A 21654-nucleotide genomic window follows, 5' to 3' on the forward strand; every position below is an offset into this window, starting at 1 on the left:
ATGCGCGTAGTCGTGATCGGGGCCGGCGTGATCGGCGTGAGCACCGCCTGGTACCTGCAGGAGGCCGGGGCCGAGGTCGTGCTGGTGGATGCCGGCCCCGCCCCCGCCTCCGGCTCCAGCCAGGCCAACGGCGGCATGCTGCATGCCAGCCACGCCGAACCCTGGAATACCCCCGGCGTCGGACTGGACCTGCTGCGCTTTCTCGGCCGCACGGAGTCGCCTCTGCTGCTGCGCCCGCGTGCCCTGCCGGGGCTGGCCGGCTGGGGCCTGCGCTTTCTGTGGCACAGCCGCCGCTCACTGTTCGAGCAGCACACCCGTCTGAATGCCCGCCTGGCCGCGTTCTCGCTCCGTGAGATCGACCGCCTGCAGCGGGAACTGGCGAGCGAGGGGCTGGACTTCGACTTTCGCCGCTGCGGCATCCTGAAGCTGTTTCAGGACCCGGCCAGCCAGGCCCACAATCGCGCCGCCAGCGAGGCGATGATGGATGAGGACGTGCGCTTCGAGGACTGGGACGTGGAGCGGATCATCGCGGAAGAGCCGGCGCTGGCCCCGGTGCGCGACCGCCTGTGCGGCGGGCTGTTCTTCCCCGGGGATGCGATCGGCGACGCGGCACGGTTCACCGAGCAGCTGCTCGCGATCGGCCAGCGCCGGGGCATCCGCTACTACCCGAACGTCACCGTACGGCGCCTGCGCACCCACCTAGGCCGCATCGACGCGGTGGAGACCTCCGAAGGGCCGATCGCGGCGGATGCCTGCGTGGTCGCCAATGGCTACCACGCCCCGGACCTGCTGCGCCCGCTGGGGCTGCATCTGCCCGTCGCCCCGGTAAAGGGCTATTCACTGACCCTGCCGATGGACGCCGACTGCCGGCTGAATCTGCCGCTGATCGATGACGCCAACAAGGTGGTGATGACCCCGCTGGGGGCGCGCCTGCGCCTGGCCGGTACCGCCGAATTTGCCGGCCGCGACCGCCACCTGAACATCGAGCGCGCGGCGAATGTCCTCGATCAGTGCCGGCGCACCCTGACCGGCCTGCCCGCGAACTTCGACCCGGAGACGATGGCCCCCTGGACCGGACTGCGCCCGATGAGTGCCCGTGGCACACCGATCCTCGGCCCCACCGCCATCACGGGCCTGCACCTAAACACCGGATCCGGACACCTGGGCTGGACCTTTGCCTGCGGGGCGGCGGCACTGGTGCGGGCCGGAGTGCTGGGCGAAACACCGAGCCTGCCGATGGAAGGCCTGGGGCTCTGATCCGCGCGAACCGGCTGTTGCGGGATAGCACCCCGGTAAGTCGATTCAGCCCCCCGGGAACACCATGCGGATGCGGGCCCCGTGCAGATCCGGGGCCTGTTCGATGAACAGCGTCCCGCGGTGGTCGGTGACCAGGGTATGGATGATGCTGAGCCCGAGCCCCTGACCGGTATCCCGGTCGGCATCCTGCCCGCCGCGTGTGTCCGCGCGCTGGCCGCGCTCCAGCACCCGGGCCCGGTCGGCCGGCGGGATACCCGGACCGTCATCGTCGATGATCAGCATCACCTCGCCGGGCTGGCAGCGCGTCGTGACCCGCACCCGGCTGGTGGCATGGCGAATGGCGTTGTCCAGGGTATTGCCCAACAACTCGAAGATGGCGCCACCGTCCATGCGCAAGGTACAGCCCTGGGCCAGGTCGGTCTCCAGCGTCACCCCCTCCTGCGCGGCGAGCCGTCCCAGCGCCTGGCCGGTTCGCTCGATGATCGGCGCCAGCGGCTCGGCAGCCTGGAACGGGGCCGGCCCCAGCCGCTGCGCCTGATTCAGCTGGTGCTGGACGATCCCCTGCAACCGGTCGACCTGGTGCTGCATGTCGTCCGGGTCCGGTCGCGCGCTCTCGAGGTTCAGGCGCAATGCGGAGATCGGGGTCTTCAGGCTGTGGGCCAGGTCCGCCAGGGCATTCTGCTGGCGCGCCAGGCGGGCCCGCTCGAACTCGACCAGGTCGTTGATGCTGCCGGTCAGGGCGCGGACCTCGGTGGGATAGTACCCGCCCAGACGGGCGTGGTCGCCATGGCGCAGGGCGTCCAGGTCGCGCCGCACCTGGCGCAGCGGGCGCAGCCCCCAGAACCACAGCGCCAGCGACAGCACCAGGATCATGGACAGGGTCATCGCGCCCAGCCCCTGCCACAGGCTTACGCGGTACTGTTCGACCTGTTCATTGAAGGCCTCGCGGTCCTCCAGCATCTGGAAGGTCAGTCCCACCTGGTCGCCCTCCAGCTCCCACTGCACGGGCAGGCTGAAGCTGAAGTACTCGTCCTCCGACCAGCCACGCAGCGAGACGCCCACCGTCGAGGGCGACCGCCAGAGAGTCTGGCCCTCCTCGCCGAGGATGCGCGCATAAAGACCACTGACCGGCAGTTGCAGCCGGCTTTCGGGGAGCATCTCGGGGACCCGTACATCCGCGGGCCCGATCACCTCGGCCAGCCCCATCAGCAGCAGCACCTGCGCCTCCAGCCGGGTCTCCACCGCGTCCGCCGCATTGTCGCGAAAGGCCGCCTCCAGCACCCAGGCCGTCAGCAGCGAGAAGATCAGCACGGTGACGGCCGTGACCCCCGCCAGGCGCAGGACCAGGCTGCCGCGCAGCTTGCGCAGGGCCGCCTTCATGCGGACCGGGCGGCCTCGGGGTGGATCATCGGGCGCTGTCCGACTCGTTTTCCGGGGCGGGGTCGGGTTCGCGGGCAAAGCGGTAGCCGCGCCCGCGCAGGGTCTCGATCAGCCCCAGGCTGCCATCGGCATCCAGCTTGCGACGCAGGCGACCGATGAGGACCTCGATCACGTTGCTCTCGCGGTCCTCGTCGTGGTCGTACAGGTAGTCCGCCAGCGCGTCCTTGCTCAGCACCCGGCCGGGCTGGCGCACCAGGGTCATCAGCAGGCGGTACTCGAATGTGGTCAGGGTCACCGATTCGCCATTCAACCAGACCTCGTCGCCGGCGGTATCGATCACCAGCGGGCCGAAGTGCAGCCGCTCCTGGCCAGACTGCAGGCTGCGGCGCGCCAGGGCGCGCAGGCGCGCCAGCAGTTCCTGGATATGGAAGGGCTTGGCCAGGTAGTCATCGGCGCCGGCCTCCAGACCCTCGACCTTGTCCTGCCAGCGGTCGCGCGCGGTCAGGATCAGTATCGGCAGGCGCGGCTTCGACTCGCGCGCCTTGCGGATCACGTCGAGGCCATCCATGCCGGGCAGGCCAAGATCGACCACGGCGATATCGCAGTGGTACTCGGTCAGCAGGTACAACCCGGTCTCGCCATCCGAGGCGGTATCCACGCGGCAGCCGCTGCGGTCCAGTTCCTCGCCGATCTGGTTGCGCAGGGCAACGTCATCCTCGATCAGTACCACGCGCAGATTCATTCCGGGAGCTCCACTTCCGTACCTTCCTCGATGCGCAGGGTACGCACTTGCTGGTCGTTGGTCAGGATCCGGATCACGAACAGGCGCGCCCCGTAGCGGCTGACATCCTCGCGGGCATGCAGGACCCGCCCCGGGTAATGTGCCTCGATCTGGGCAACAGCCTCGTCCAGGTCCCAGACCGCGGCCTCGGGGTCGTCGGTATTGAACTGCGCCTGTGCCGGAAGCGCGACCAGGAACAGCATGGCCAGCGCCCGCACCGGGCCCGAGCGACGCCGCATCGGGTGCCGCTCGCGGTGTCCGGGCTGGAGATCCGGCGTGGGTCGCATGGTGGCGCATCCTCCGGGGATTTGCGTGGAAAGGTCTTGAAGATGCAAGGGTATCGGCCTAGCCTGAACCCTATCTGAAACCGACCGGAACCGTCATGCAAGACGCCCCTGCCGAACAACCCGAGATCCCCCTGGAAGAAGAGGCCGGTCCGCTGCCGTGGAAGGAGCTCATGCCGCATTTCGCCCGCGGCGTGGTGATCCGCGTGGCACCGGAACTGGACCTGATCGAGGTGGCCCGCGCCTTCCGCGATGACGCCACGCATCAGGTCAGCGAATGGCTGGCCAATGACCAGGTCGCCCGCGCCTCGGATGACGATGCCCGGCGCTGGGCCGCGAACGATCCGATCTTCACCGCCATCGTGGCTGCGCCCTGGGTCCTCGCCCAGGAGCGGACCCCGTCCCACTAGACGATGGCCGTCTCCCTTGGCATCCCCGGCGAGACTCTGGAACGGCTGATCCAGGCCGCCCGCGAGTTCCACGCCAAGGAGGACGTGGTCTTCCCGGATACCGGCTCCGAGGGCAGTGACGACGACTGGGCCCTGCAGGTGCTGGCCGACCACGCCAGCGACCTGACCCTGCAGGAGCTGGAGGGCACGCTGCGCGACCTGGGCCCGGAGCAACAGGCGGAACTGCAGGCGCTCAGCGGCGTCGGGCGCGGGGATTACGCAGTCACGGACTGGGATACCGCACTGCAGGAGGCCCGCGACGACTGGAGCGCGGACACCGTGCACTGGCTGCTGACGAACCCGATGATCGCCGACGAGTGGGCCGCGGGCCTGGAACAGATCGAGCGCGAGGACTAGCGCGTCCGCCTCGGGTATCGGGGCAACCCCTATTCGAGCTCCTCGGGATCGAAGCGCACGGCGATGCCGCCGTCCATCACCCGCACCACCTGGGCCTTCACGCGCGGCGCCTCGCCGCCATCCCCGAGCATGCCGAAGACCTGGAGCATCAACTCGTCATCCGATGCGAGCTTCATCAGGTGCCCCACACAGGCGTTTTCCGGATCGTCCCACTGCAGGAAGGCTCCGCCGCCGGAGATGTCGTTGGTGGTCAGGGTCACCGTGTCCCCGCTTTCGCACTCGGCCACGACCTCGACCGTCATCGGGATCCGTGGATGACGACGCCGTTCCCCTGTCATGGCACTCCTCCTGGTGGCAGATGCCTCTGCGATGTATCGAAAAGGCGCTTTTTGTGTGCTATACGGTCTCCATGATCGTTGGTTTTCGCGATCAGGCGCAACTACCGGGCTCGAACCCGGTGGCGCAAATCACAACCCGGATCACCACACCGGGCCCGAGGATGAAGGCAGTACTCCACAGCTGTCGCTCGCAAAAAGCCACTTCTAACGGAGGAGTCCGTTCCAATGAAGAAATCGCATTTGTACCTGGTGGGGCTTGCCGCCTCGCTAGCGATGGCGGGCACTGCTACCCAGGCCCTTGCCGACGACGAAATCACCCGGGGCCAGCTGATGGCCGCCTCCTGCAAGGCCTGCCACAACGCGGCCGGCGCTCAGGAGGGTGTACCGGATCTGGGCCGGATTCCCGCTGATGTCATCGAGAGCCAGATGAGGGCATTCCGCGACGGTGACCGTGACGCGACGATCATGGATCGTCACGCCAAGGGCTACACCGACGAGGAAATCGAAGCGATGGCCGGCTACTTCAGCCGCTTCTGATCAGGGGGAATCACATCATGCATGACTTTACTCGACGCAATTTCCTGAAGGTCGCCGGCATCAGCAGTGCCGCGGCCTTCGCTGGCATTGGCTGTGCAGCCAACGGCATGCGCGGGGCCGACAAGGCTCACGTCGTGGTCGTGGGCGGCGGCTCCGGCGGCGCGACCGCCGCGAAATACATCAAGCAGTTCTCGCCCGACATGCGCGTGACGCTGATCGAGCCGAACGCCACCTACCACACCTGCTATGGCAGCAACTGGGTGATCGGCGGCTTCGCGGACATGGACTTCATCGCCCACGGCTACGACACCCTGCGGGATGACTACGGCATCGAGATCGTCCAGGACCGGGTGACCGCGGTGGACGCCTCCGCGCGCAGCGTGCGCCTGGCCGGCGGCGACAGCATGAGCTACGACAAGCTGGTGATGTCTCCGGGGATCGATTTCCGCTACGACGACATGCCCGGCATCTCCGAGGCCGACGCCGACCGTGTCCCGCACGCCTGGAAGGCCGGTTCGCAGACCGAGCTGCTGCGTTCCCAGCTGCAAAACATGCCGAACGGCGGCGTGTTCGTCATGGTCGCCCCGCCGAACCCGTTCCGCTGCCCGCCGGGGCCGTACGAGCGGGTGTCACTGGTCGCGAACTACTTCAAGCAGGAGAAGCCGCGCTCCAAGATCATCATCCTGGATCCGAAGGATGGCTTCTCCAAGCAGGGCCTGTTCGAGGAAGGCTGGGCCGAGCACTACGGCGACATGATCGAATGGCGCGCCGGCTCGGAGGGCGGTCGCGCCGAGGAAATCGATGTCGACAACATGACCGTGCTGGCCGACAGCGGCTTCGAACGCGTCCGTGCCGACGTGCTGAACTTCATCCCCGCCCAGCGCGCCGGCCAGATCGCCCACGACGTGGGCCTGACCAATGACGAGGGCTGGGTCCCGGTGGATCAGCTCACCTTCAAGTCGGAGATGGACGACAACATCTACGTCCTGGGGGATGCCAGCGTGGCGGGCGCCATGCCCAAATCCGGCCACTCGGCCAACAACCAGGGCAAGATCGTCGCGGCCGCGGTCGTGCGCGAACTGTCCGGCCAGGAGCCAATCAACCCCTCCTCCGCCAACACCTGCTACAGCCTGGTCACCCCGGACTACGCGATCAGCGTGGCCGCGGTCTACCAGTACCAGGACGGCGCGATGGCCGGGGTCTCCGGCGCCGGAGGCGTCAGCCCGTCGGGCGCCAGCTCCAGCTTCCGAAGCCGCGAGGCGCAGTACACCCGGGCCTGGTACGCCGGGATCACCCGCGACATCTGGGGCTGACCCCAGCCGTTCCGTCACGGAACGCACTCGAACGGCGCCTCCGGGCGCCGTTTTTTTTGCTCACCACGAAGCCCACGAAGGCACGAAGAAGGTCAAGGTCAAGGGCGATTCACAGGAAGGCTGGAAGAGCGGGAAGAAAAACAGATTACTTTATGTGTCGTGAGCCCCTGATCTGACCGACGGGTAAACGCTTAACAGAACGATCTGGGCCCAAGGCCTATAGCCTTGCCTTTCTTCCTGTCTTCTAATCTTCCTGTCACGCGCTTTGCTCTCATGCGCGCCCCCGTCCGCTTCGTGGTGAATATCCCGGGTCAGGCGTTGAGGTCGGGGATCAGCCGGCTGCGCAGGCGCTGGATCGCGTCCTTCAGTTGCAGCTTGCGCTTCTTCAGGCGCTGGATGGCGAAGATGTCGGGTGCGGCCTGCTCGTGCATCACGCCGATAGCGGAATCCAGAGCCCGGTGCTCGGCCTCCAGCTCGGCCAGGCGTGCGCGAATCTGACTCTCGGTTTCCAAGCCGGCCCCCAGTGGTCCCGTGAAGTGGTGGCCGCGTGGCAGGAGAATCCCGCGTGGCCATTCGGATCATCAAACCCGTATGATCGCAGACCGTCCCCGGCGGGACCATAGCCGCCCTTCAGGAGCCTGCTCGATGGCGATCCACAACACCCCGCTCACCATCCAGACCCCGCGCGGCCCCCGTCTGGGCGGCGTACTGGTCGCACCCGAGGCCGATGCCATTCGCGGTCAGGCCTGCATCGCGCACTGCTTCGCCTGTTCCAAGGACTTCCCGGCGACGGTACGGCTGGCGCGCGCCCTCGCCGAGGAAGGCATCGCCACCCTGCGTTTCGATTTCATGGGCCTGGGTGACTCGGAGGGCGAGTTCCGCGACAGCACGCTGGAGACCTACTGCGAGGACCTCCACTCGGCGCTCGAGGCGCTGGAGACCTTCACCGGGCGGCACACCAACCTGCTGGTCGGTCACAGCTTCGGCGGGGCCATGGCGATCCATGTCGGCGCGCAGCGCGAGACGCTGGACGGCGTCGTCACCATTGCCGCCCCCAGCCGGCCCGGCCACGTCGCCCACCTGTTCGGGGACACGGCCGACGAGATCCGGCGCGAGGGCTCCGCCCGGATCAGCATCGGCGGACGCCCGGTGGAGATCGGGCACGCCTTCATCGAGTCGATCGAGGAGCCGACCCTGGACCACGCACTCGACACGCTGCAGCGGCCGCTGTTGCTGCTGCACTCACCGGGCGACACGGTGGTCAGCGTGGATCACGCCCGCAAGATCTTCCAGCAGGCGCAGCACCCCAAGAGCTTCGTCGCCCTGCACCAGGCCGACCACCTGCTCTCGCGCCCGGAACACACCCGCTACGTGGCGGGCCTGATCCGCGCCTGGTCGGCGAACCTGCTGGACTAGCCCCAGCGCAAGCCACAGCCCGTAGGAGGCCAGCCCCCTGGCCGATCAGGCGCCGGCAAAACCCCATCGGCCAGAGGGCTGGCCTCCTACAACATGGCCCCGGGAGCCTGTCGAGTTTGGGCGATCTTCGCGAGCGAAGGGCGAGAGGGCCGGCCCGAATCCAAAAAGCCCCGGGCCTACCAATAGTTCTCGGTGGTGATATGCCCCGGCTTGCGCCGGCGATTCTTCGCCAGGCCGCGCTCCTTCAGGATCGCGGTCGTGTCCTGCACCATGGCCGGGTTGCCGCACAGCATCACCTGCGAATGCTCCGGGGTAATCTTCAGGCCCGCGTGGTGTTCCAGCCGGCCCTCGGCGATCGCGGCCGGCACCCGCCCTTCGAGCCCCCCGGGGAACGGCTCGCGACTGACGAACGGGATGTACTGAAACCGCTTCGCGTCGCGCTCCTGAAACTCCCGAATGGCTTCCTGGTAGGTAAGTTCCTCCGCCTGGCGCACCGCGTGGACCAGACGGATATTCTCGAAGCGCTCCCACGGGGTGTCCGTCTTCAGGATGGACAGGAACGGACCCAGCGCGGTACCGGTGGACAACAACCACAGGTCGCGGCTGTCGGGGAGCTCGTCCAGGGTAAAGAAGCCGGTCGCGCGCGGCATCAGCTCCACCTGATCACCCGGCTCCAGCTGCACCAGGCGGTTGGACAATGGGCCGTCCGGCACGGTGATCAGGTAAAAATCCAGCGGGGTCTCGCCCGGGGCGTTCACGTACGAATACGGCCGTCCCACCATCTCCCCGTCGATCTCCAGGCGCAGGCGGTTGAACTGCCCCGCCTTGAACGGCTCGACCTCGGCATCCACGCGCAGCGAGAACAGGCGGTCCGTCCACTGCTTGCGCTCCCGTACGACACCGGTCACCCAGCCCATATTCCCTACTCCATTACTCAGGTATTGTTCAAAGATTGCGGGCGAGGCGGGAAGGTTTCAAGCATCCCCGGCCAACGCCGTATAATTGTCGCAAATCCGACCACTGGAGCAGTCATGGCCCGCACCCCCTCGCAGATGATCGAACTCGGTACCGAGGCACCCAACTTCTCCCTGCCGGACGTCGTCTCCGGCGAAAACGTCAGCCTCGACAGCTTCCCCGACGCGAAAGGCTACATGATCGCCTTCATCTGCAATCACTGCCCGTTCGTGCAGCTGATCCGCCACGAATTCGCGCGCTATGGCCGCGAATACTCGAACAAGGGCATCGCGGTAATCGCGATCAACTCGAACGACATCCAGGCGGTGCCGGACGACGCCCCGGACAAGATGAAGGACGACGCCCGCCGCTTCGGCTACAACTTCCCGTACTGCCTCGACGAGGACCAGTCCGTCGCCAAGGCCTACCACGCCGCCTGCACCCCGGACCTGTACCTGTTCGATGCCGATCGCAAGCTGTACTACCGGGGCCAGTTCGACGAGACCCGCCCCGGTTCCGACACCCCGGTCACCGGCCGCGACCTGCGCGCCGCCAGCGATGCCCTGCTCGCCGGCCAGCCGGCACCGGAGCCGCAGCATCCCAGCCTCGGTTGCAATATCAAGTGGCGCCCCGGTAACGAACCGGACTACTTCGGCTGAACAGGAGGCTCGCTTGAAACGAGGACGACCCAGGGGGCAGGACCGGTGGGCCCGCCCCTGTGGTAGCGAGCCTGCCCGCGAATGGCCCCGCCCTCATCAGCCAGCAACCCAGGCGTTCGCTACCGCGCGCCGCATGCCGCCCCGAACCCCCGGATGAGGGTCGCCAGATGCCTCCCAGCAACGTAATCGACGGCCCCCGCATCGCCACCTGGCGATGCCCGTCCTGTCAGGAGGCGGTACCGCGCCTGCTGCCGAATGGCGAATCGAACCGCATCCCGATTCCACCGGAGCGCATGGCCCTGCCCGACACTACCGTGCAACAGGCCTGCGCCCGGGTGCAGGGGCTGCGCGCGCCCGAGATCTGCTACGCCTGTGATCAGGCCTACCAGGAACTGCTGGGGACGCTGGTGCGCCCCCCAGCCGAGCTCGGCGACGCCCGCGGCGAGCCCGGATTGAACGACACCGGCATCATCGGCGCCCTGTTGCCCATCGCCGACCAGGGCACGCAGATCCTGATCTTCAACGTGATCAACGACGAACTGCGCTGCACCGAGATCGAACGCCTGATCAGCTTCAACCCCGACCGCCTCACCTACCCCGGTACACGCGGCGCCATCGCGCCGCGCATCTGGACCCTCTACGAAGACCACCTGGCCCAGCTGCACGCTCGCGCACCGACGCCCTACACCCCCGACTAGGAGGCCACAGGGAAAACTGACCCGTCATCGCGTGACGTGCAGCAGCGAGCCGCGTGGACAGCCCCGACGCCGAGCCAGGCAACCCTCAGCGGTTGCGTCCGCAGATGGCCACGGCCCCTGACGGAGCCTCGCCATGACGCGAACTGCGAGAAGCATCGTCATCGCGAGACGCGCAGCGCCGTGGCGATCGGTCGGAACCAACCCGGGCGCGCCCCTCGCGATCACGCCCGGGTATCCCCGATCACCCCTCTCGACGTCATCCCGGAAACCGCGCAGCGGTTATCCGGGATCTGACACGCCCGGTCAAAGTAACCACCGCAGATCCCGGCTCTCCGCTTTGCTGCGGCCGGGATGACTCGGGATTCGCAAGGCAATGCCTCGCGTCTTGAAGAACACTGGACGGGACGCGCCGACATGCCCCTCAGGCGTCTTCGGCATCCACCCGCGCCAGCATACGCATCCCGCCAACCATGCAACGCAAGGCCTCCAGGGCCTGTAGATCCAGCTCCGCGCCGGTCTCGGCGGGCAAGCGCCAGTATTTCGGGCGGCAGGTCGCGGGCCGATGTTCGGGCATGGCGCGGGCGGCGGCGGTGTCGACCGCCACCAGCAAATCGGCCCAGGCCAGGTCATCGTCCGTCAGCGCGGCCATCGCGCGCGCCGGACGCACCTCGATCCAGTCCTCGAACTCGGCCGCCGCGGCCAACTCCGCCACGCGCGCGGCACGCCCGTCCGGGCGTTCCGACGCCACCAGCAGACGTGCACGGCGCTTAAACATCTCCGCACCCCGGGGAAACATTGATCAATGTACACGCTCGCGCTCGAGTCGCTTTTGCGTGCGAACAAGGCGCGGTGACTGCCGTGCAGTCATTCTGCACAAGGGAACCGCAACGCCGTTCCCACGCAAAAGAGGCCGAGCCCCTTCGGGGTTGGCACCCCAGGTTCCCCGATCCTGCGTTGCGGCCCTTGCCGGTAGAACCACTACCGGCTGCACACCGCGCCTTGTCTCGGAAAACCTGGGGTGCCAACGCGAGCGTGTACATTAATCAACGTTTCCCTGGCAAGTGCTTTTGAATGGCACCGCAGGCCACCCTCAGGCTATAACCCAAATGATCGAAACGGAGAACGGACGCCATGGCCCACCTCGACTGGTCGCAGTACCCGGTAAATGAACTCAAGCTCGTCTACAGCACGCTGCATGCGCAGCTCACCCTGGAGCCCGATCTGATGGATTCCGAACTGATGGCCGACCTGCAGACCCACCTGCAACAGGCGGCGAAGGCCGACGGCGTGGACGTCTCCACCCACTCCCAGTGGGCCGCCTGGCTGAACGACCGCTAACTTCAACTCCACCTGAGTAGACGTGGTGTCAGGACTCGCTCAGCGAGGGGCCGCTCGCTCAGTCGACTTCAATCAGCGATTCGCCGTTCTCCAGCGCCCGGAGCACGCGAGGTAGAAGCGGCTTGAACCATTCGAGCAAGGCCGCTTTCCGGGTATTTCCGATTCGAAGCCAGACGACGGCTGGATAGGCCCCCGAGTCCGCGGAGCGCCACACGGCGAAATCCTCATCCTTGGTCACGATGACGGCCCCCGTTCGGAGAGCTTCCGCCCAGATTTCTTTATCGGAAGCCTCAAGAAGTCCGACATCCGCAACATGCTCGGCCGCAACACCCTGGTCAACGAGCCAACGCGCAAGGGCCGGCGGCAGCTGAGCGTCGACCAGGAAGCGCATTCAGGCGACGTGAAGAACAGGGTGATCCGTTTGACGCGCGGCAAACCGCAACGCCTCGGTAATGTCTTCGCCCGTCAGGTAGGGGTAGTCCTCCAGAATTTCCTCCCGCGAGGCCCCTGCCGCCAGAAGGTCAAGGACATCCCGCACTCGCATCCGGGTGCCGCGGATGCAAGGGCGTCCACCGCAGATTTCCGGATCAAAGGTGATGCGTTGCAACTCGCTCATGATGGCCTCCTGCGCAGACGACCAGAGAATGTATCGACGAAGTGTATCGTTATCGGACCAATGCTGGAGCAAACGGGTCCGCGCATATCATGTTCGCCAGAGTCGGGCGCGGGCAGGGGCTTCGCCTGCAAGCAGGCTCCTACAAGACACCTCGTCAGGCGTCGCCTTCGGTAGCCTTGCGGTGTTCGGCGGCGAAGTCGAGCATGCGCTGCGTGGCCACCAGGGCCTTCTGGCGCGCGGTCTCGTCGACGAAGATCTCATTCTTCGCGGGTTCGGCGGTGTCTTCCAGCGTCTCGGCCAGCGAGACCAGGTCGTTCATGGCCATCCACGGGCAGTGGGCGCAACTGGTGCAGGTGGCGCTATGGCCGCCGGTGGGGGCCTCGATCAGGGTCTTGCCCGGGGCCGCCTGCTGCATCTTGTAGAAGATGCCCTTGTCGGTGGCGACGATGAACTCCTGTTCCGGGCGGTTCTTCACCGCCGCGATCAGCTGGCTGGTGGAGCCGACCACATCGGCCTGATGGATCACCTCGCGCGGGGATTCCGGATGCACCAGCACCGCGGCACCGGGGTGGCGGCCGCGCAGGTCCTCCAAGGCCCAGGAGCGGAACTCGTCGTGGACCACGCAGGAGCCGTCCCACAGCACCATGTCGGCACCGGTGGTGCGGCGGATGTAGTCGCCCAGGTGCTTGTCCGGGGCCCACAGCACCTTCTTGCCCTGATCGCGCAGGTGCTCGACCAGCGGCACGGCAATGCTGGAGGTGACGACGTAGTCGGCCTGCGCCTTCACGTCCACCGAGGTGTTGGAGTACACCACCACCGTGTGGTCCGGATACTGGGCGCGGAACTTCGCGAACTCGTCCGCCGGACAGCCGAGATCCAGCGAGCACTCGGCCTCCAGTGTCGGCATCAGCACGCGCTTCTCCGGGCTCAGGATCTTGGCCGTCTCGCCCATGAAGCGCACCCCGGCCACCACCAGCGTCTCGGCCGGGTGCTCCTTGCCGAAGCGTGCCATCTCCAGGGAGTCGGCCACGCAGCCGCCGGTCTCGTCCGCCAGGCGCTGCAGCGACTCGTCCACGTAGTAATGGGCCACCAGCACCGCGTTGCGTTCGATCAGCAGGCGCTTGATGCGGCGCACCAGCTCGTCGCGTTGGGCATCGGTCAACGCGTGCAGCGAAGCCGTCACGTGGGCCGTGCTCGGCACGTGGTAAAGCGGCTTGTCGGCTACGGGTGCGTTCATGATCCCTCGCTCTCCGAAGCAGTCGGAGAAGATTATCGTCTGCTTATGGTACGACAGGCCCCGGCGTGCTGTCGTTCCTGCAAATTGTGGGGGCGTGCCCGCGCAACCCAAGCAGCGCGCCTATAATGCCCGCCCGATGGACGAGCTCACCCGCCAATACAAGGCGCTGTCATTCGAAGAGCGCATGGACCTGGCCCTCTCCGGAGCGCTTGAGGAGCGCTGGCGACCGTTGCTGGTCCGCGACCAGCACGCCCAGGTGAAGGCCTACTTCTCCCGGCGTATGGACCTGACACCGGAGGAAGTCGCGCTGCTACTGGCCGACCCCAACCAGACCGTACGCCTGAACTGCGCCAAACGCCCGGACCTGACCCCGGACCAGGTCGAGGCCTGCGTGAACGACCGCGACCCCAACCTGCGCTACTTCGTCGCGCGTAACCCGCTGCTCACCGAGGCCCAGCGGGAACGCCTGATGGACGACGAGGACGAACTGGTACGCATCGCGGTGCGCAAGGGCCCGAAAAAACGTGGCACCCGCGCCCGCCCCGGACAAGCCGAGATGATCCGTTGACCGAGACCAAGCCCGAGAAGCCGAAACGCCCGAAGCCCTCCGGACGCCGACGCGCGCTGTCCTGGGGTATTCAGATCGGCCTGGCGCTGGTGATCTTCCTGGCCGTACGCGCCTGGATGGCGCGCGACATGGTCGAGGGCCCTGCACCCGAGTTCGAGGCCCAGCTACTGGATGGCACGCCAGTGACGCTCGCCGACTACGCGGACGAGCCCATGCTGCTGCACTTCTGGGCCACCTGGTGCCCGATCTGCCGCCTGGAGGAGGGCGAGATCGTGCGCCTGTCGCAGAGCCACCCGGTACTCACGGTGGCCATGCAGTCCGGCACGCCCGAGGAGGTCCTGGACCACCTGAACGAACGCGAACGCGAGCTGGCCGTCGTCAACGATCCCCAAGGCACCCTGGCCGCGCAGTACAACGTCCGCGGCGTGCCGGCCACGTTCATCATCAACCCCGACGGCGACATCGTCTTCCGCAAGCAGGGCTACGCCCCCCCGTTCGAACTCCGCCTGCGCCTCTGGCTCGCCCGCTGGCTGTAACAGCCTCCAGCAAACGGTGCAGTTCGCTGCGCTCAGTGCATCCTACGCGCCGCAATCCAACCGTAGGATGCGGTTGAACGGAGCGACACGCATTACCCCCCAACGTGCGCCCCCGGCTGGTACCGAGCAGCTCCCATAAGCGTCCATCAACGATGGTCCGTTCGCTTGCTATGGCTCACGCCGAATCGTACATTATCCCGTACATGTACAGATCCGGACCCAAGGGGTACTCCATGGACGCCATTAGCTACACCGCAGCGCGGAGCAATCTGGCCAAGACGATGGAACAGGTCTGCGAAGACCATTCCACGATTATCATCACCCGCAACAAAGCCCCCTCCGTGGTCATGATGTCACTGGAAGACTTTGAGGCGCTACAGGAAACGGCCTACCTGCTTCGGGCACCAGAGAATGCTCGGCGCCTGCTTGCCTCGGTCGCCGAACTGGAACAAGGGGGAGGCAAGGAACGGAGCCTGGAGGAGTGAGGCTACTCTTTGCTGAACTTGCCTGGGAGGACTATCTCTACTGGCAACGACACGACAAGAAAACCCTTCGCCGCGTGAACGAGCTCATCAAGGCCATCCAGCGCGACCCGTTTACGGGCATCGGGAAGCCCGAACCCCTCAAGCACAACCTTGCCGGCTACTGGTCCCGCCGGATCGATAGCGAACACCGCATCGTATACAAGGTGGACGACGGAACCCTGCTGATCGCGCAGCTCCGCTACCACTACTGACCGGAAGCATCGGATGCGCCAACGTTCGCGACCAAGCGAACGGTGCAGTTCGCTCCGCTCAGTGCACCCTACGCTCAAGAAACCCCTCGTAGGATGCGGCTGAGCGCAGCGAAACACATCAAAATGATCGTGGCCGGCAACCCAGCTTCTTGACCACCAACGCACTTTAGTTACACTTCAAAGTGTAACCAACGGGGGCCGTCATGGAAGCTACCACCAAGGACATGCGCCTGCACAGCCGCGAGTTGCTTGCCGCCGTGGACCGAGGGGAGGAGATCGAGATCACCTACCGGGGCCAGTTGCGCGCCCGACTTGTCCCCTACCGGGCTCGCAGTGAAGCGACCCAGGCGCGCTCCGCACATAACCCGCTGTTCGGGCTCTGGCGCGACCAAACCGACCCGGTCGACGAACACATCCGCCGGATCCGGCAACCCAGGAACTTCAAGTAATGCTAGTGGACACGGATGTCCTGATCTGGAATCTGCGCGGGAATCAGCGAGCCAGCGAATGGCTCGACAGCTCGCCGGGATTCACAGTGTCCGCAGTCACCTACATGGAACTCGTCCAGGGGCTGCGCGACCAGTCCGAATTCCGCGCGCTGCGCCAAGCCGTCCAGTACTGGGATGCCCGCATCCAACCGGTAAGCGAAGCCATCTCGAACCGCGCAACCTTCCTTGTCGAGACCTACGCCCTCAGCCACAACATGCAGATGGCCGATGCGCTGATTGCGGCGACCGCCACACAGCTGGGCTTGCCAATCGTCACGGCCAACCATCGGCACTATCGGCACATCGAGGGCCTGGAGATCCACCTGTTCCGACCCGAATAGCGGCCCCTTTACTCCGACCGTAGGATGCCGTTGAGCGAAGCGAAACGCATCGCTCCTACGAAAACTCGGTAAGGGTGCCCGGCCTGTGATTGTTCACCACAGAGGACACGGAGGGCACGGAGAAAACCGCCGATATTTCGCCGGGCGTGGAGAGCGACAAGTGTACGGGTCCGAGGGGGAACGACAGCCGCCCGCGAATCCGATCCATGCAGCGAGACGCCCCCTACGAGACCCGCCCTGGGTTTTCTCCGCGCCCTCCGTATCCTCTGTGGTTCATCCCGACGCTACTGCCGCCCCGGGGCCGGCTCAAACGTCCAGTTCGCGCAGGACGCGGAAGCCCAGGTTGGTATCCATCTCGTCGATGTTGCGGCGGCGCCGGGCGGCGCTGCGGGTATTCACGGCGGCATCGAACCAGGAACCGCCCTTGGTGACCACCCACTCGTTGTCCGGGTCGGCGCGATAGACACCGTCGCGGGGGCAGTTCGCGTGGCTGTCGTGCCATGGCGTGGAGGTAAACTCCTGCACATTGCCGTGCATGTCGTACAGCCCCCAGAGGTTGGGCTGAAAGCTGCCCACATCCAGCGGCCGCGACAGCGGGAAACACGCCGGGATGTACCACTTGCGCCGCTGGCGTCGCTCTTCGTACGGGAACAGCGAATTGAAGTGCACATCGCGACACCCCACCACTTCGCCAAAGGCAAACGGCGTGCGAGTACCGGCCCGGCAGGCGTATTCCCACTCCGCCTCGGTCGGCAGGCGATAACGCTTGCCCGTCTCCTCGCTCAGCCAGTCCAGATACTGCTGGATGCTATCCGGCTTGATATTGAAGATCGGCATGCGCGGCGTACTCGGCCACACCAGCCACTCCCAGGGCTCCCAGCCCGTCGCCGCCTGGAACGCCTCCCACTCCTCGCGCGTAATCGCGTAGCGCCCCAGAGCGAAGGGCCGCTCCAGCGCCACGTAGCGGCGCGGCCCCTCGTGCGGCTGATGGCCGTACTCCGAGACATCCGAACCCATCTCGAACTCGCCGGGCGGGATCACCTGCAGCTCCGGCGTCGGCGCCCCGGAACGGGCCTCGTCGCGAAACGTGACGTCCAGCCTTGCCGCACGCGCCGCCTGCTGCTGCAGATCCAGCAGATCCGCCTGATCCATCCGCTGCACGTCCTTCACCATGGGCCCACTCACCTCCAAGACCTTCGATTTCGCAGCAGACGCTACATCCCGTCTCTGCCAGCCCTACCCCCGTCATTGCCCTCTCCACCCCGTCATTGCGAGCGAAGTGAAGCAATCTCCCGTCGAATGCACGGCGTCCAAACAGAACCATAGCCACCATGCCTGTCGGGACCTTTGACTTGTAGGCAACCTGCCACCGGTAACGTTCCAGCGTCACCCGGGTTGGCGGATGGCCCCGCCCGCCGTGCTCGTCTATGCTCACGCCTGCACGCGATCTCAGGGAGGAGACGACGATGCGGAATTGCAAGGGAATTACAGCCATCGAGCTGATGGTCGCTCTGGGTGTGCTCGCCATTCTGGCCACGCTCGCGGCCCCCGCGTTCAGCGAAATGCTCGAGCGTCAGCGAATCATCGGCGCCACCAACAGCCTGCTCAACGCCATGCACCTGGCACGCAGCGAGGCCCTCAAGCGCAACCAGCGCGTCACTCTGTGTCCCTCCAGCGACGGCGAGACCTGCCGCGCGGACGGCAACTGGGCATACGGCTGGATCTGGTTCGCCGACCCGACACACTCCGGCGAGCGCTCCGACGAAGACCTGCTCATTGGTTACGAGGGTGCAGAATTGCAGGACATGCTTTCAATTACTGGGAACAACCCGGTCCGGGACTACGTGTCCTACGTAGCCAGGGGGACCACCCAGCGCACCAACGGCGCACTTCAGATGGGCAGCTTTACCGTCTGCGGCAACGCTCAGGAAGGCCGGCGCGTCATCGTGAGCAGCATCGGTCGGCCGCGCAGCGAACCGGTCAGTTGCTAACACCACCCGCAGGCGACCAGCCCCTTCGCCGACCGGGTGCCAGCCCGCCCCCAATCGCTCAAGCCCCCCCCCGCGCACCCAAAACTTGCGCTACCAGCAATCCGCCGGCGCACGGTTCGACGATCCACCCGTCACCTGCAGGGTAATCGTCGTACAGCCCGTGTCGCTGGCCTGCCGTCCCTTGGCCTCGGCCTCGGCGGTAAACCCGGACCCGGAAACAGTCGTGATGTCCAGATCGTAATGGCCATCGGCGGATTCCCCTGACAGGCCCAGATCGCCCGACAGATCGTTCGTATAGGCCGGATTATTAGCCCGCCAACGTTCCTGCTCTAGCTGGATGCGGAGCAGGGAATCGTGCGCGTCGGCACGTTGCGACTTGAGGATGTAGTTCTGGTATGACGGATATGCGATGGCCGCCAGGATCGCCACCACCGCGACCACGATCATCAGCTCGATCAAGGTGAACCCCAGCGCCTTCGTCTTTGATGCCTTCATCGCTCGATCTCCCTAGAAGACTTCTATTTTCGCCAAATTCGATTCCACCACAATCGTTTTCCGACAAGTCCTGCCAATACTCCGAGTGGACGCTTTCGCACTCCGAGCGGTAGCCAGGCGGCATGCCCAAGATACCCCAAACCGTATAATGGGAACCGAGACCCTTCATTCTCCTGCCCGGGGACCGCGCATGGCCGCACCGCAAAAACCCTTCGGCTTCACCCTGATCGAGCTCATGATCACCATTGCCGTACTGGTAATCCTGGTCACGCTGGCCACTCCCGCCTTCAACCTGGCCGAGCAGCGGCGCGTAATTGGCGCCGCCGAGAGCGCCCTCGACCAGATTCAGACGGCCCGCAGCGAGGCTATCAAGCAAGGGCGCGATATCCGCTTCGTGAGCCAAGTGGACGGCGACGCGTGGTGTCACGGCATAACAAGCACACCCGCCTGCGATTGCACGGTCGAGGACGCGGCCGCCGCGAACGCATGCACCATCGTGATGGCAGGCGATGAGGATGCAGTACTGCGTACGACCAGTTCGGATGATTTCCGCAACATCTCGATGACGGGCGAACAGACCATCACCTTCAATCACGTACGCGGCACTGTGCAGGGCGACCGCTCCGATATCGTGTTCACATCAGCGCCCAGCAACTTCGAAATGCAGGTACAGATCAATCCAATCGGACGCCCTCGTGCCTGTGGAACCAACCGTGCCATGGGGGCGTATAGCGAATGCTGAACAGAGCAATCCATAAAACGCCGACTCCTGCGCGCCGCCACAGCGGGGCGCGGGGGTTCACGCTAGTTGAGCTGATGATCGGAATCGTAGTCGGAACGATCGTGATTGCCGCAGTCATCGCCCTGTACATCACGGCCATACGGGGCGCGACCTTCGTTACCCAGGAAGCCCGGCTTACGCAGGAAACTCGCATCGCGCTGGACCTAATGGCGAACGACATCCGCCGCGCGGGCTATTCGCATCCCGACCGCATTGAATTCGACGAAGAAACCGATGCGCTTCCGAGAAACCCCTTCATGGGCCCTGACCTGAACTTGGCCATCCACGAAGATGAGAACTGCATCCTGCTCAGCTACGACCCGACCTACGGCTACACCATCGAGGACCCCCTACAAGCCCTGGACGAGATCGACGAACAATACGTGTTCGGCTATCGGCTGGCAGGGAACTCCATTCAGATGCTGACCGGTCAGATCGAGTCAACCGGATCATGTGACGAGAATGACGGCTGGGAAACCCTGACAGACCCGGCAACGACCAACGTCACCCGCCTCGACTTCTCGCTTGACCGGTCATCCTGTCTGCACCTGGACGCTGACGGGAACACCAGTGAAACAGCCGGACTTTGCCCCAACAACGGCGGCGACGAGGATTTTTATTTCGAGAACCGACGCGTAACCATCCAGCTGGAAGCGCAACACGCCGCTGCGCCCGATACAAGGGTATCGTTCATCGCCGGCAACGACCACGACACCAGCCTGACCGTCGGCGTGCGCAACGCGCGAATCTTCAATGGTAGCGACGACTGACCCGCTACAACGGAGCAACTGCATGACATCGTATTTTTCCAGGCTACCGCGCAAAGGCCACCAAAAGGGCCTTGCGACCCTGTTAATCACGGTGGTCATCCTGGTCGCCATCACCCTGGTAATCATTTTCGCTTCGCAAACCGCCATTCTCGAACAGCGAATGTCGGCCAACGAATTGCGCATGAAGCAAACCAATAATGCGGCGCAAGCCGGACTGGAAGCAGCACTGGCATACGCTGCGGAAAATAATCGCCCCCCCGGCTGGGAAAACGACGGAGATCCATTCCTCGCTCTGGACACGGACCGATACGCAGCCCGGGCAGCCTTTCTTGCACCTGCGGCTGCAAGTGAAGCCTTCGGCACCGCGGATGCGATCTGCGGCAACACTCCCGACGATTTCGCTCAAGCAGTGGCCAACCTGACTGCTGCCTCCGGCGATCCTTTGCTGCTCACGAGCACCGATGAAGAAACGAATATCCGGAATGCCGTGGCCCTTTCCTGCGGCTGGAGCGACGACCGATCCGGACGAAAAGCGATCCTGGTCGGCGTCCAGGCAGGCCCATCGATCGCCAACCCACCTGACAACCCCCTCGTGACGCGAGGAGGCCTTGCCATCGCCGGCACAGCGGCGGTTTACAACGCATACACGGACACCACCATCCGTTCCGGCGGCGAGATCAATATCAGTGGCGGCGGCACGGGCAACAGCTTCCTCCTGCGCGAGGGCGAAACTCGCCCTTCCACGGACCCGGCTAATCCAGACCCAGTTCCTCTCGACGGGGACGGGACTTATATCCAGGAGTCGCGCGGCGACCTTCTGGGCCTTGACGTCATCGACCGAGACGACAACTTTGGCGTCACCGGGGATGAGTTTTTCGAATCCTTTATGGGCTCCAGCATGGGGTCATACAAGGAAAACCAAGTCGAGAATGTGCTCGCATCCAACGGCGACCGATTCGAATTTGATGCAAGCGAATGGGGACAGACCATCTGGATCGAAGGGGACGCCGAACTGACTGGAACACTTGGAAGCCGCGAAAACCCCGTACTGTTGATCGTGGAAGGCGACCTCACAACACGTGGCAACTTCCAAGATTTTCACGGCATTCTCTACATAACAGGCGACCTTATCGCGCGAGGCAACCCCCGGTTCTTTGGTGCCGCCATTGTCCAGGGGCGTACGGATGTGCCTGACGACGCAGAGGTATCCGGAACACCCTTCTTCTATTTTGATCCGATCGCTGCCGGTGGCGCGGGCAGCGTCGGGGCCCGTTCCCTGGTTTCCGGAAGCTGGCGAGACTGGACCCATGGCGTTGACTAAAACGAACGCCACC

Annotated in this window: 31 protein-coding genes; 19 read left to right on the forward strand and 12 right to left on the reverse strand. The window is 65.2% G+C overall.

The window, feature by feature from the left end; all coding sequences use genetic code 11:
- A complete protein-coding gene (locus tag D107_RS0110835; RefSeq protein WP_018865541.1) occupies window positions 1-1257 on the forward strand; it encodes an FAD-dependent oxidoreductase in 1257 nt (418 codons plus the stop codon).
- A gap of 45 nt (window positions 1258-1302) precedes the next feature.
- Here D107_RS0110835 and D107_RS0110840 read toward each other — a convergent pair whose 3' ends face one another.
- From D107_RS0110840 to D107_RS0110850, 3 genes are read right to left on the reverse strand one after another with little or no spacing between them, the layout of a single operon-like run.
- Window positions 1303-2637, reverse strand: coding sequence for a HAMP domain-containing sensor histidine kinase (locus tag D107_RS0110840; RefSeq protein ID WP_018881454.1), 1335 nt, complete (start codon window positions 2635-2637; stop codon window positions 1303-1305).
- Window positions 2638-2662: 25 nt separating this feature from the next.
- The gene (locus tag D107_RS0110845; protein WP_018865539.1) at window positions 2663-3379 is read right to left on the reverse strand and encodes a response regulator transcription factor; all 717 of its coding nucleotides are present in this window, start codon (window positions 3377-3379) and stop codon (window positions 2663-2665) included.
- Entirely contained in the window at window positions 3376-3705 is a 330-nt protein-coding gene (locus tag D107_RS0110850; protein ID WP_026279137.1) for a PepSY domain-containing protein, read from the reverse strand. Before D107_RS0110850 ends, D107_RS0110845 begins: the two co-directional genes overlap by 4 nt.
- Before the next feature lie 95 nt (window positions 3706-3800).
- Between D107_RS0110850 and D107_RS0110855 the strand changes: the two genes are divergently transcribed.
- Entirely contained in the window at window positions 3801-4112 is a 312-nt protein-coding gene (locus D107_RS0110855; protein WP_018878102.1) for a DUF2288 family protein, read from the forward strand.
- A 3-nt stretch (window positions 4113-4115) separates the two neighbouring features.
- On the forward strand, window positions 4116-4508 hold the full coding sequence (locus D107_RS0110860; protein WP_018865536.1) for a DUF3775 domain-containing protein: 393 nt from the start codon (window positions 4116-4118) through the stop codon (window positions 4506-4508).
- A gap of 29 nt (window positions 4509-4537) precedes the next feature.
- On the opposite strand, the gene D107_RS0110865 is transcribed toward D107_RS0110860, so the two are convergent.
- On the reverse strand, window positions 4538-4846 hold the full coding sequence (locus D107_RS0110865) for a PilZ domain-containing protein (protein WP_081618392.1): 309 nt from the start codon (window positions 4844-4846) through the stop codon (window positions 4538-4540).
- 225 nt (window positions 4847-5071) lie between these two features.
- Between D107_RS0110865 and D107_RS0110870 the strand changes: the two genes are divergently transcribed.
- Both D107_RS0110870 and D107_RS0110875 read left to right on the forward strand, forming a co-directional pair.
- Window positions 5072-5383 carry a c-type cytochrome gene (locus tag D107_RS0110870; protein ID WP_018865534.1) on the forward strand — a complete coding sequence of 104 codons (312 nt, stop codon included), beginning with the start codon at window positions 5072-5074 and terminating at the stop codon, window positions 5381-5383.
- A 17-nt stretch (window positions 5384-5400) separates the two neighbouring features.
- The gene (locus D107_RS0110875) at window positions 5401-6696 is read left to right on the forward strand and encodes an NAD(P)/FAD-dependent oxidoreductase (protein WP_018876550.1); all 1296 of its coding nucleotides are present in this window, start codon (window positions 5401-5403) and stop codon (window positions 6694-6696) included.
- Between the two features lie 311 nt (window positions 6697-7007).
- On the opposite strand, the gene D107_RS0110880 is transcribed toward D107_RS0110875, so the two are convergent.
- A complete protein-coding gene (locus D107_RS0110880; protein ID WP_017942660.1) occupies window positions 7008-7208 on the reverse strand; it encodes a YdcH family protein in 201 nt (66 codons plus the stop codon).
- A gap of 133 nt (window positions 7209-7341) precedes the next feature.
- Here D107_RS0110880 and D107_RS0110885 point away from each other — a divergent pair, with 133 nt between their 5' ends.
- Entirely contained in the window at window positions 7342-8112 is a 771-nt protein-coding gene (locus tag D107_RS0110885) for a S9 family peptidase (RefSeq protein ID WP_018876551.1), read from the forward strand.
- 176 nt (window positions 8113-8288) lie between these two features.
- On the opposite strand, the gene D107_RS0110890 is transcribed toward D107_RS0110885, so the two are convergent.
- Window positions 8289-9029 carry a ferredoxin--NADP reductase gene (locus D107_RS0110890; protein WP_018876552.1) on the reverse strand — a complete coding sequence of 247 codons (741 nt, stop codon included), beginning with the start codon at window positions 9027-9029 and terminating at the stop codon, window positions 8289-8291.
- Between the two features lie 114 nt (window positions 9030-9143).
- On the opposite strand from D107_RS0110890, the gene D107_RS0110895 reads away from it, so the two are divergent.
- Both D107_RS0110895 and D107_RS0110900 read left to right on the forward strand, forming a co-directional pair.
- Window positions 9144-9725 carry a thioredoxin family protein gene (locus D107_RS0110895; protein WP_018876553.1) on the forward strand — a complete coding sequence of 194 codons (582 nt, stop codon included), beginning with the start codon at window positions 9144-9146 and terminating at the stop codon, window positions 9723-9725.
- Between the two features lie 167 nt (window positions 9726-9892).
- On the forward strand, window positions 9893-10423 hold the full coding sequence (locus D107_RS0110900) for a hypothetical protein (protein WP_018865529.1): 531 nt from the start codon (window positions 9893-9895) through the stop codon (window positions 10421-10423).
- A gap of 421 nt (window positions 10424-10844) precedes the next feature.
- On the opposite strand, the gene D107_RS0110905 is transcribed toward D107_RS0110900, so the two are convergent.
- Window positions 10845-11198 carry a hypothetical protein gene (locus tag D107_RS0110905; RefSeq protein WP_026280803.1) on the reverse strand — a complete coding sequence of 118 codons (354 nt, stop codon included), beginning with the start codon at window positions 11196-11198 and terminating at the stop codon, window positions 10845-10847.
- Between the two features lie 356 nt (window positions 11199-11554).
- Here D107_RS0110905 and D107_RS0110910 point away from each other — a divergent pair, with 356 nt between their 5' ends.
- Window positions 11555-11761 carry a hypothetical protein gene (locus tag D107_RS0110910; protein ID WP_018865527.1) on the forward strand — a complete coding sequence of 69 codons (207 nt, stop codon included), beginning with the start codon at window positions 11555-11557 and terminating at the stop codon, window positions 11759-11761.
- Between the two features lie 58 nt (window positions 11762-11819).
- Here D107_RS0110910 and D107_RS0110915 read toward each other — a convergent pair whose 3' ends face one another.
- The 3 genes from D107_RS0110915 to nadA all read right to left on the reverse strand — a co-directional run bounded on the left by D107_RS0110915 (window position 11820) and on the right by nadA (window position 13614).
- Window positions 11820-12152 carry a DUF5615 family PIN-like protein gene (locus tag D107_RS0110915; protein ID WP_018865526.1) on the reverse strand — a complete coding sequence of 111 codons (333 nt, stop codon included), beginning with the start codon at window positions 12150-12152 and terminating at the stop codon, window positions 11820-11822.
- Complete coding sequence (locus tag D107_RS0110920) at window positions 12153-12377, reverse strand: DUF433 domain-containing protein (protein WP_018865525.1); 225 nt, start codon at window positions 12375-12377, stop codon at window positions 12153-12155. It lies immediately after the preceding gene.
- 154 nt (window positions 12378-12531) lie between these two features.
- Complete coding sequence (gene nadA, locus D107_RS0110925) at window positions 12532-13614, reverse strand: quinolinate synthase NadA (protein WP_018876556.1); 1083 nt, start codon at window positions 13612-13614, stop codon at window positions 12532-12534.
- A 136-nt stretch (window positions 13615-13750) separates the two neighbouring features.
- Between nadA and D107_RS0110930 the strand changes: the two genes are divergently transcribed.
- The 6 genes from D107_RS0110930 to D107_RS0110955 all read left to right on the forward strand — a co-directional run bounded on the left by D107_RS0110930 (window position 13751) and on the right by D107_RS0110955 (window position 16283).
- A complete protein-coding gene (locus tag D107_RS0110930) occupies window positions 13751-14182 on the forward strand; it encodes a hypothetical protein (RefSeq protein WP_018865523.1) in 432 nt (143 codons plus the stop codon).
- Window positions 14179-14718, forward strand: coding sequence for a protein disulfide oxidoreductase (locus D107_RS0110935; protein WP_018878756.1), 540 nt, complete (start codon window positions 14179-14181; stop codon window positions 14716-14718). Before D107_RS0110930 ends, D107_RS0110935 begins: the two co-directional genes overlap by 4 nt.
- A 233-nt stretch (window positions 14719-14951) precedes the next feature.
- A complete protein-coding gene (locus D107_RS0110940) occupies window positions 14952-15203 on the forward strand; it encodes a type II toxin-antitoxin system Phd/YefM family antitoxin (protein ID WP_018141477.1) in 252 nt (83 codons plus the stop codon).
- Window positions 15200-15454: a Txe/YoeB family addiction module toxin gene (locus D107_RS0110945; RefSeq protein ID WP_018865520.1), complete on the forward strand. Its 255-nt coding sequence runs from the start codon at window positions 15200-15202 to the stop codon at window positions 15452-15454. Before D107_RS0110940 ends, D107_RS0110945 begins: the two co-directional genes overlap by 4 nt.
- Window positions 15455-15657: 203 nt before the next feature.
- A complete protein-coding gene (locus tag D107_RS0110950) occupies window positions 15658-15903 on the forward strand; it encodes a type II toxin-antitoxin system Phd/YefM family antitoxin (RefSeq protein ID WP_018878759.1) in 246 nt (81 codons plus the stop codon).
- Window positions 15903-16283, forward strand: a complete 381-nt coding sequence (locus D107_RS0110955) for a type II toxin-antitoxin system VapC family toxin (protein ID WP_018881456.1) — start codon at window positions 15903-15905, stop codon at window positions 16281-16283. Before D107_RS0110950 ends, D107_RS0110955 begins: the two co-directional genes overlap by 1 nt.
- Before the next feature lie 306 nt (window positions 16284-16589).
- Here D107_RS0110955 and D107_RS0110960 read toward each other — a convergent pair whose 3' ends face one another.
- Window positions 16590-17456, reverse strand: a complete 867-nt coding sequence (locus tag D107_RS0110960) for an SUMF1/EgtB/PvdO family nonheme iron enzyme (protein WP_018881457.1) — start codon at window positions 17454-17456, stop codon at window positions 16590-16592.
- A 254-nt stretch (window positions 17457-17710) separates the two neighbouring features.
- Here D107_RS0110960 and D107_RS0110965 point away from each other — a divergent pair, with 254 nt between their 5' ends.
- Window positions 17711-18274, forward strand: a complete 564-nt coding sequence (locus tag D107_RS0110965; protein ID WP_018881458.1) for a GspH/FimT family pseudopilin — start codon at window positions 17711-17713, stop codon at window positions 18272-18274.
- A 90-nt stretch (window positions 18275-18364) separates the two neighbouring features.
- Here D107_RS0110965 and D107_RS0110970 read toward each other — a convergent pair whose 3' ends face one another.
- A complete protein-coding gene (locus D107_RS0110970) occupies window positions 18365-18769 on the reverse strand; it encodes a type IV pilin protein (RefSeq protein ID WP_018881459.1) in 405 nt (134 codons plus the stop codon).
- Between the two features lie 190 nt (window positions 18770-18959).
- Here D107_RS0110970 and D107_RS0110975 point away from each other — a divergent pair, with 190 nt between their 5' ends.
- The 3 genes from D107_RS0110975 to D107_RS0110985 are packed head-to-tail and all read left to right on the forward strand — an operon-like array spanning window position 18960 to window position 21641.
- On the forward strand, window positions 18960-19511 hold the full coding sequence (locus D107_RS0110975) for a GspH/FimT family pseudopilin (RefSeq protein ID WP_018881460.1): 552 nt from the start codon (window positions 18960-18962) through the stop codon (window positions 19509-19511).
- Entirely contained in the window at window positions 19505-20320 is an 816-nt protein-coding gene (locus D107_RS0110980) for a prepilin-type N-terminal cleavage/methylation domain-containing protein (RefSeq protein ID WP_018881461.1), read from the forward strand. The genes D107_RS0110975 and D107_RS0110980 overlap by 7 nt, the downstream gene beginning before the upstream one ends.
- Before the next feature lie 22 nt (window positions 20321-20342).
- Window positions 20343-21641 carry a pilus assembly PilX N-terminal domain-containing protein gene (locus D107_RS0110985; protein WP_018881462.1) on the forward strand — a complete coding sequence of 433 codons (1299 nt, stop codon included), beginning with the start codon at window positions 20343-20345 and terminating at the stop codon, window positions 21639-21641.
- Window positions 21642-21654: the final 13 nt, after the last annotated feature.

This window comes from Thioalkalivibrio sp. ALE30 (genome assembly GCF_000377465.1).
Classification (GTDB): domain Bacteria; phylum Pseudomonadota; class Gammaproteobacteria; order Ectothiorhodospirales; family Ectothiorhodospiraceae; genus Thioalkalivibrio.

Bases quoted from the DNA above. Each gene is read 5' to 3' on its own strand.
- D107_RS0110835 (WP_018865541.1), top strand. From the start codon at position 1: ATGCGCGTAGTCGTGATCGGGGCCGGCGTGATCGGCGTGAGCACCGCC.
- D107_RS0110840 (WP_018881454.1), bottom strand. From the start codon at position 2,637: ATGAAGGCGGCCCTGCGCAAGCTGCGCGGCAGCCTGGTCCTGCGCCTG.
- D107_RS0110845 (WP_018865539.1), bottom strand. From the start codon at position 3,379: ATGAATCTGCGCGTGGTACTGATCGAGGATGACGTTGCCCTGCGCAAC.
- D107_RS0110850 (WP_026279137.1), bottom strand. From the start codon at position 3,705: ATGCGACCCACGCCGGATCTCCAGCCCGGACACCGCGAGCGGCACCCG.
- D107_RS0110855 (WP_018878102.1), top strand. From the start codon at position 3,801: ATGCAAGACGCCCCTGCCGAACAACCCGAGATCCCCCTGGAAGAAGAG.
- D107_RS0110860 (WP_018865536.1), top strand. From the start codon at position 4,116: ATGGCCGTCTCCCTTGGCATCCCCGGCGAGACTCTGGAACGGCTGATC.
- D107_RS0110865 (WP_081618392.1), bottom strand. From the start codon at position 4,846: ATGACAGGGGAACGGCGTCGTCATCCACGGATCCCGATGACGGTCGAG.
- D107_RS0110870 (WP_018865534.1), top strand. From the start codon at position 5,072: ATGAAGAAATCGCATTTGTACCTGGTGGGGCTTGCCGCCTCGCTAGCG.
- D107_RS0110875 (WP_018876550.1), top strand. From the start codon at position 5,401: ATGCATGACTTTACTCGACGCAATTTCCTGAAGGTCGCCGGCATCAGC.
- D107_RS0110885 (WP_018876551.1), top strand. From the start codon at position 7,342: ATGGCGATCCACAACACCCCGCTCACCATCCAGACCCCGCGCGGCCCC.
- D107_RS0110890 (WP_018876552.1), bottom strand. From the start codon at position 9,029: ATGGGCTGGGTGACCGGTGTCGTACGGGAGCGCAAGCAGTGGACGGAC.
- D107_RS0110895 (WP_018876553.1), top strand. From the start codon at position 9,144: ATGGCCCGCACCCCCTCGCAGATGATCGAACTCGGTACCGAGGCACCC.
- D107_RS0110900 (WP_018865529.1), top strand. From the start codon at position 9,893: ATGCCTCCCAGCAACGTAATCGACGGCCCCCGCATCGCCACCTGGCGA.
- D107_RS0110905 (WP_026280803.1), bottom strand. From the start codon at position 11,198: ATGTTTAAGCGCCGTGCACGTCTGCTGGTGGCGTCGGAACGCCCGGAC.
- D107_RS0110910 (WP_018865527.1), top strand. From the start codon at position 11,555: ATGGCCCACCTCGACTGGTCGCAGTACCCGGTAAATGAACTCAAGCTC.
- D107_RS0110915 (WP_018865526.1), bottom strand. From the start codon at position 12,152: ATGCGCTTCCTGGTCGACGCTCAGCTGCCGCCGGCCCTTGCGCGTTGG.
- D107_RS0110920 (WP_018865525.1), bottom strand. From the start codon at position 12,377: ATGAGCGAGTTGCAACGCATCACCTTTGATCCGGAAATCTGCGGTGGA.
- nadA (WP_018876556.1), bottom strand. From the start codon at position 13,614: ATGAACGCACCCGTAGCCGACAAGCCGCTTTACCACGTGCCGAGCACG.
- D107_RS0110930 (WP_018865523.1), top strand. From the start codon at position 13,751: ATGGACGAGCTCACCCGCCAATACAAGGCGCTGTCATTCGAAGAGCGC.
- D107_RS0110940 (WP_018141477.1), top strand. From the start codon at position 14,952: ATGGACGCCATTAGCTACACCGCAGCGCGGAGCAATCTGGCCAAGACG.
- D107_RS0110950 (WP_018878759.1), top strand. From the start codon at position 15,658: ATGGAAGCTACCACCAAGGACATGCGCCTGCACAGCCGCGAGTTGCTT.
- D107_RS0110955 (WP_018881456.1), top strand. From the start codon at position 15,903: ATGCTAGTGGACACGGATGTCCTGATCTGGAATCTGCGCGGGAATCAG.
- D107_RS0110960 (WP_018881457.1), bottom strand. From the start codon at position 17,456: ATGGTGAAGGACGTGCAGCGGATGGATCAGGCGGATCTGCTGGATCTG.
- D107_RS0110965 (WP_018881458.1), top strand. From the start codon at position 17,711: ATGCTCACGCCTGCACGCGATCTCAGGGAGGAGACGACGATGCGGAAT.
- D107_RS0110970 (WP_018881459.1), bottom strand. From the start codon at position 18,769: ATGAAGGCATCAAAGACGAAGGCGCTGGGGTTCACCTTGATCGAGCTG.
- D107_RS0110975 (WP_018881460.1), top strand. From the start codon at position 18,960: ATGGCCGCACCGCAAAAACCCTTCGGCTTCACCCTGATCGAGCTCATG.
- D107_RS0110980 (WP_018881461.1), top strand. From the start codon at position 19,505: ATGCTGAACAGAGCAATCCATAAAACGCCGACTCCTGCGCGCCGCCAC.
- D107_RS0110985 (WP_018881462.1), top strand. From the start codon at position 20,343: ATGACATCGTATTTTTCCAGGCTACCGCGCAAAGGCCACCAAAAGGGC.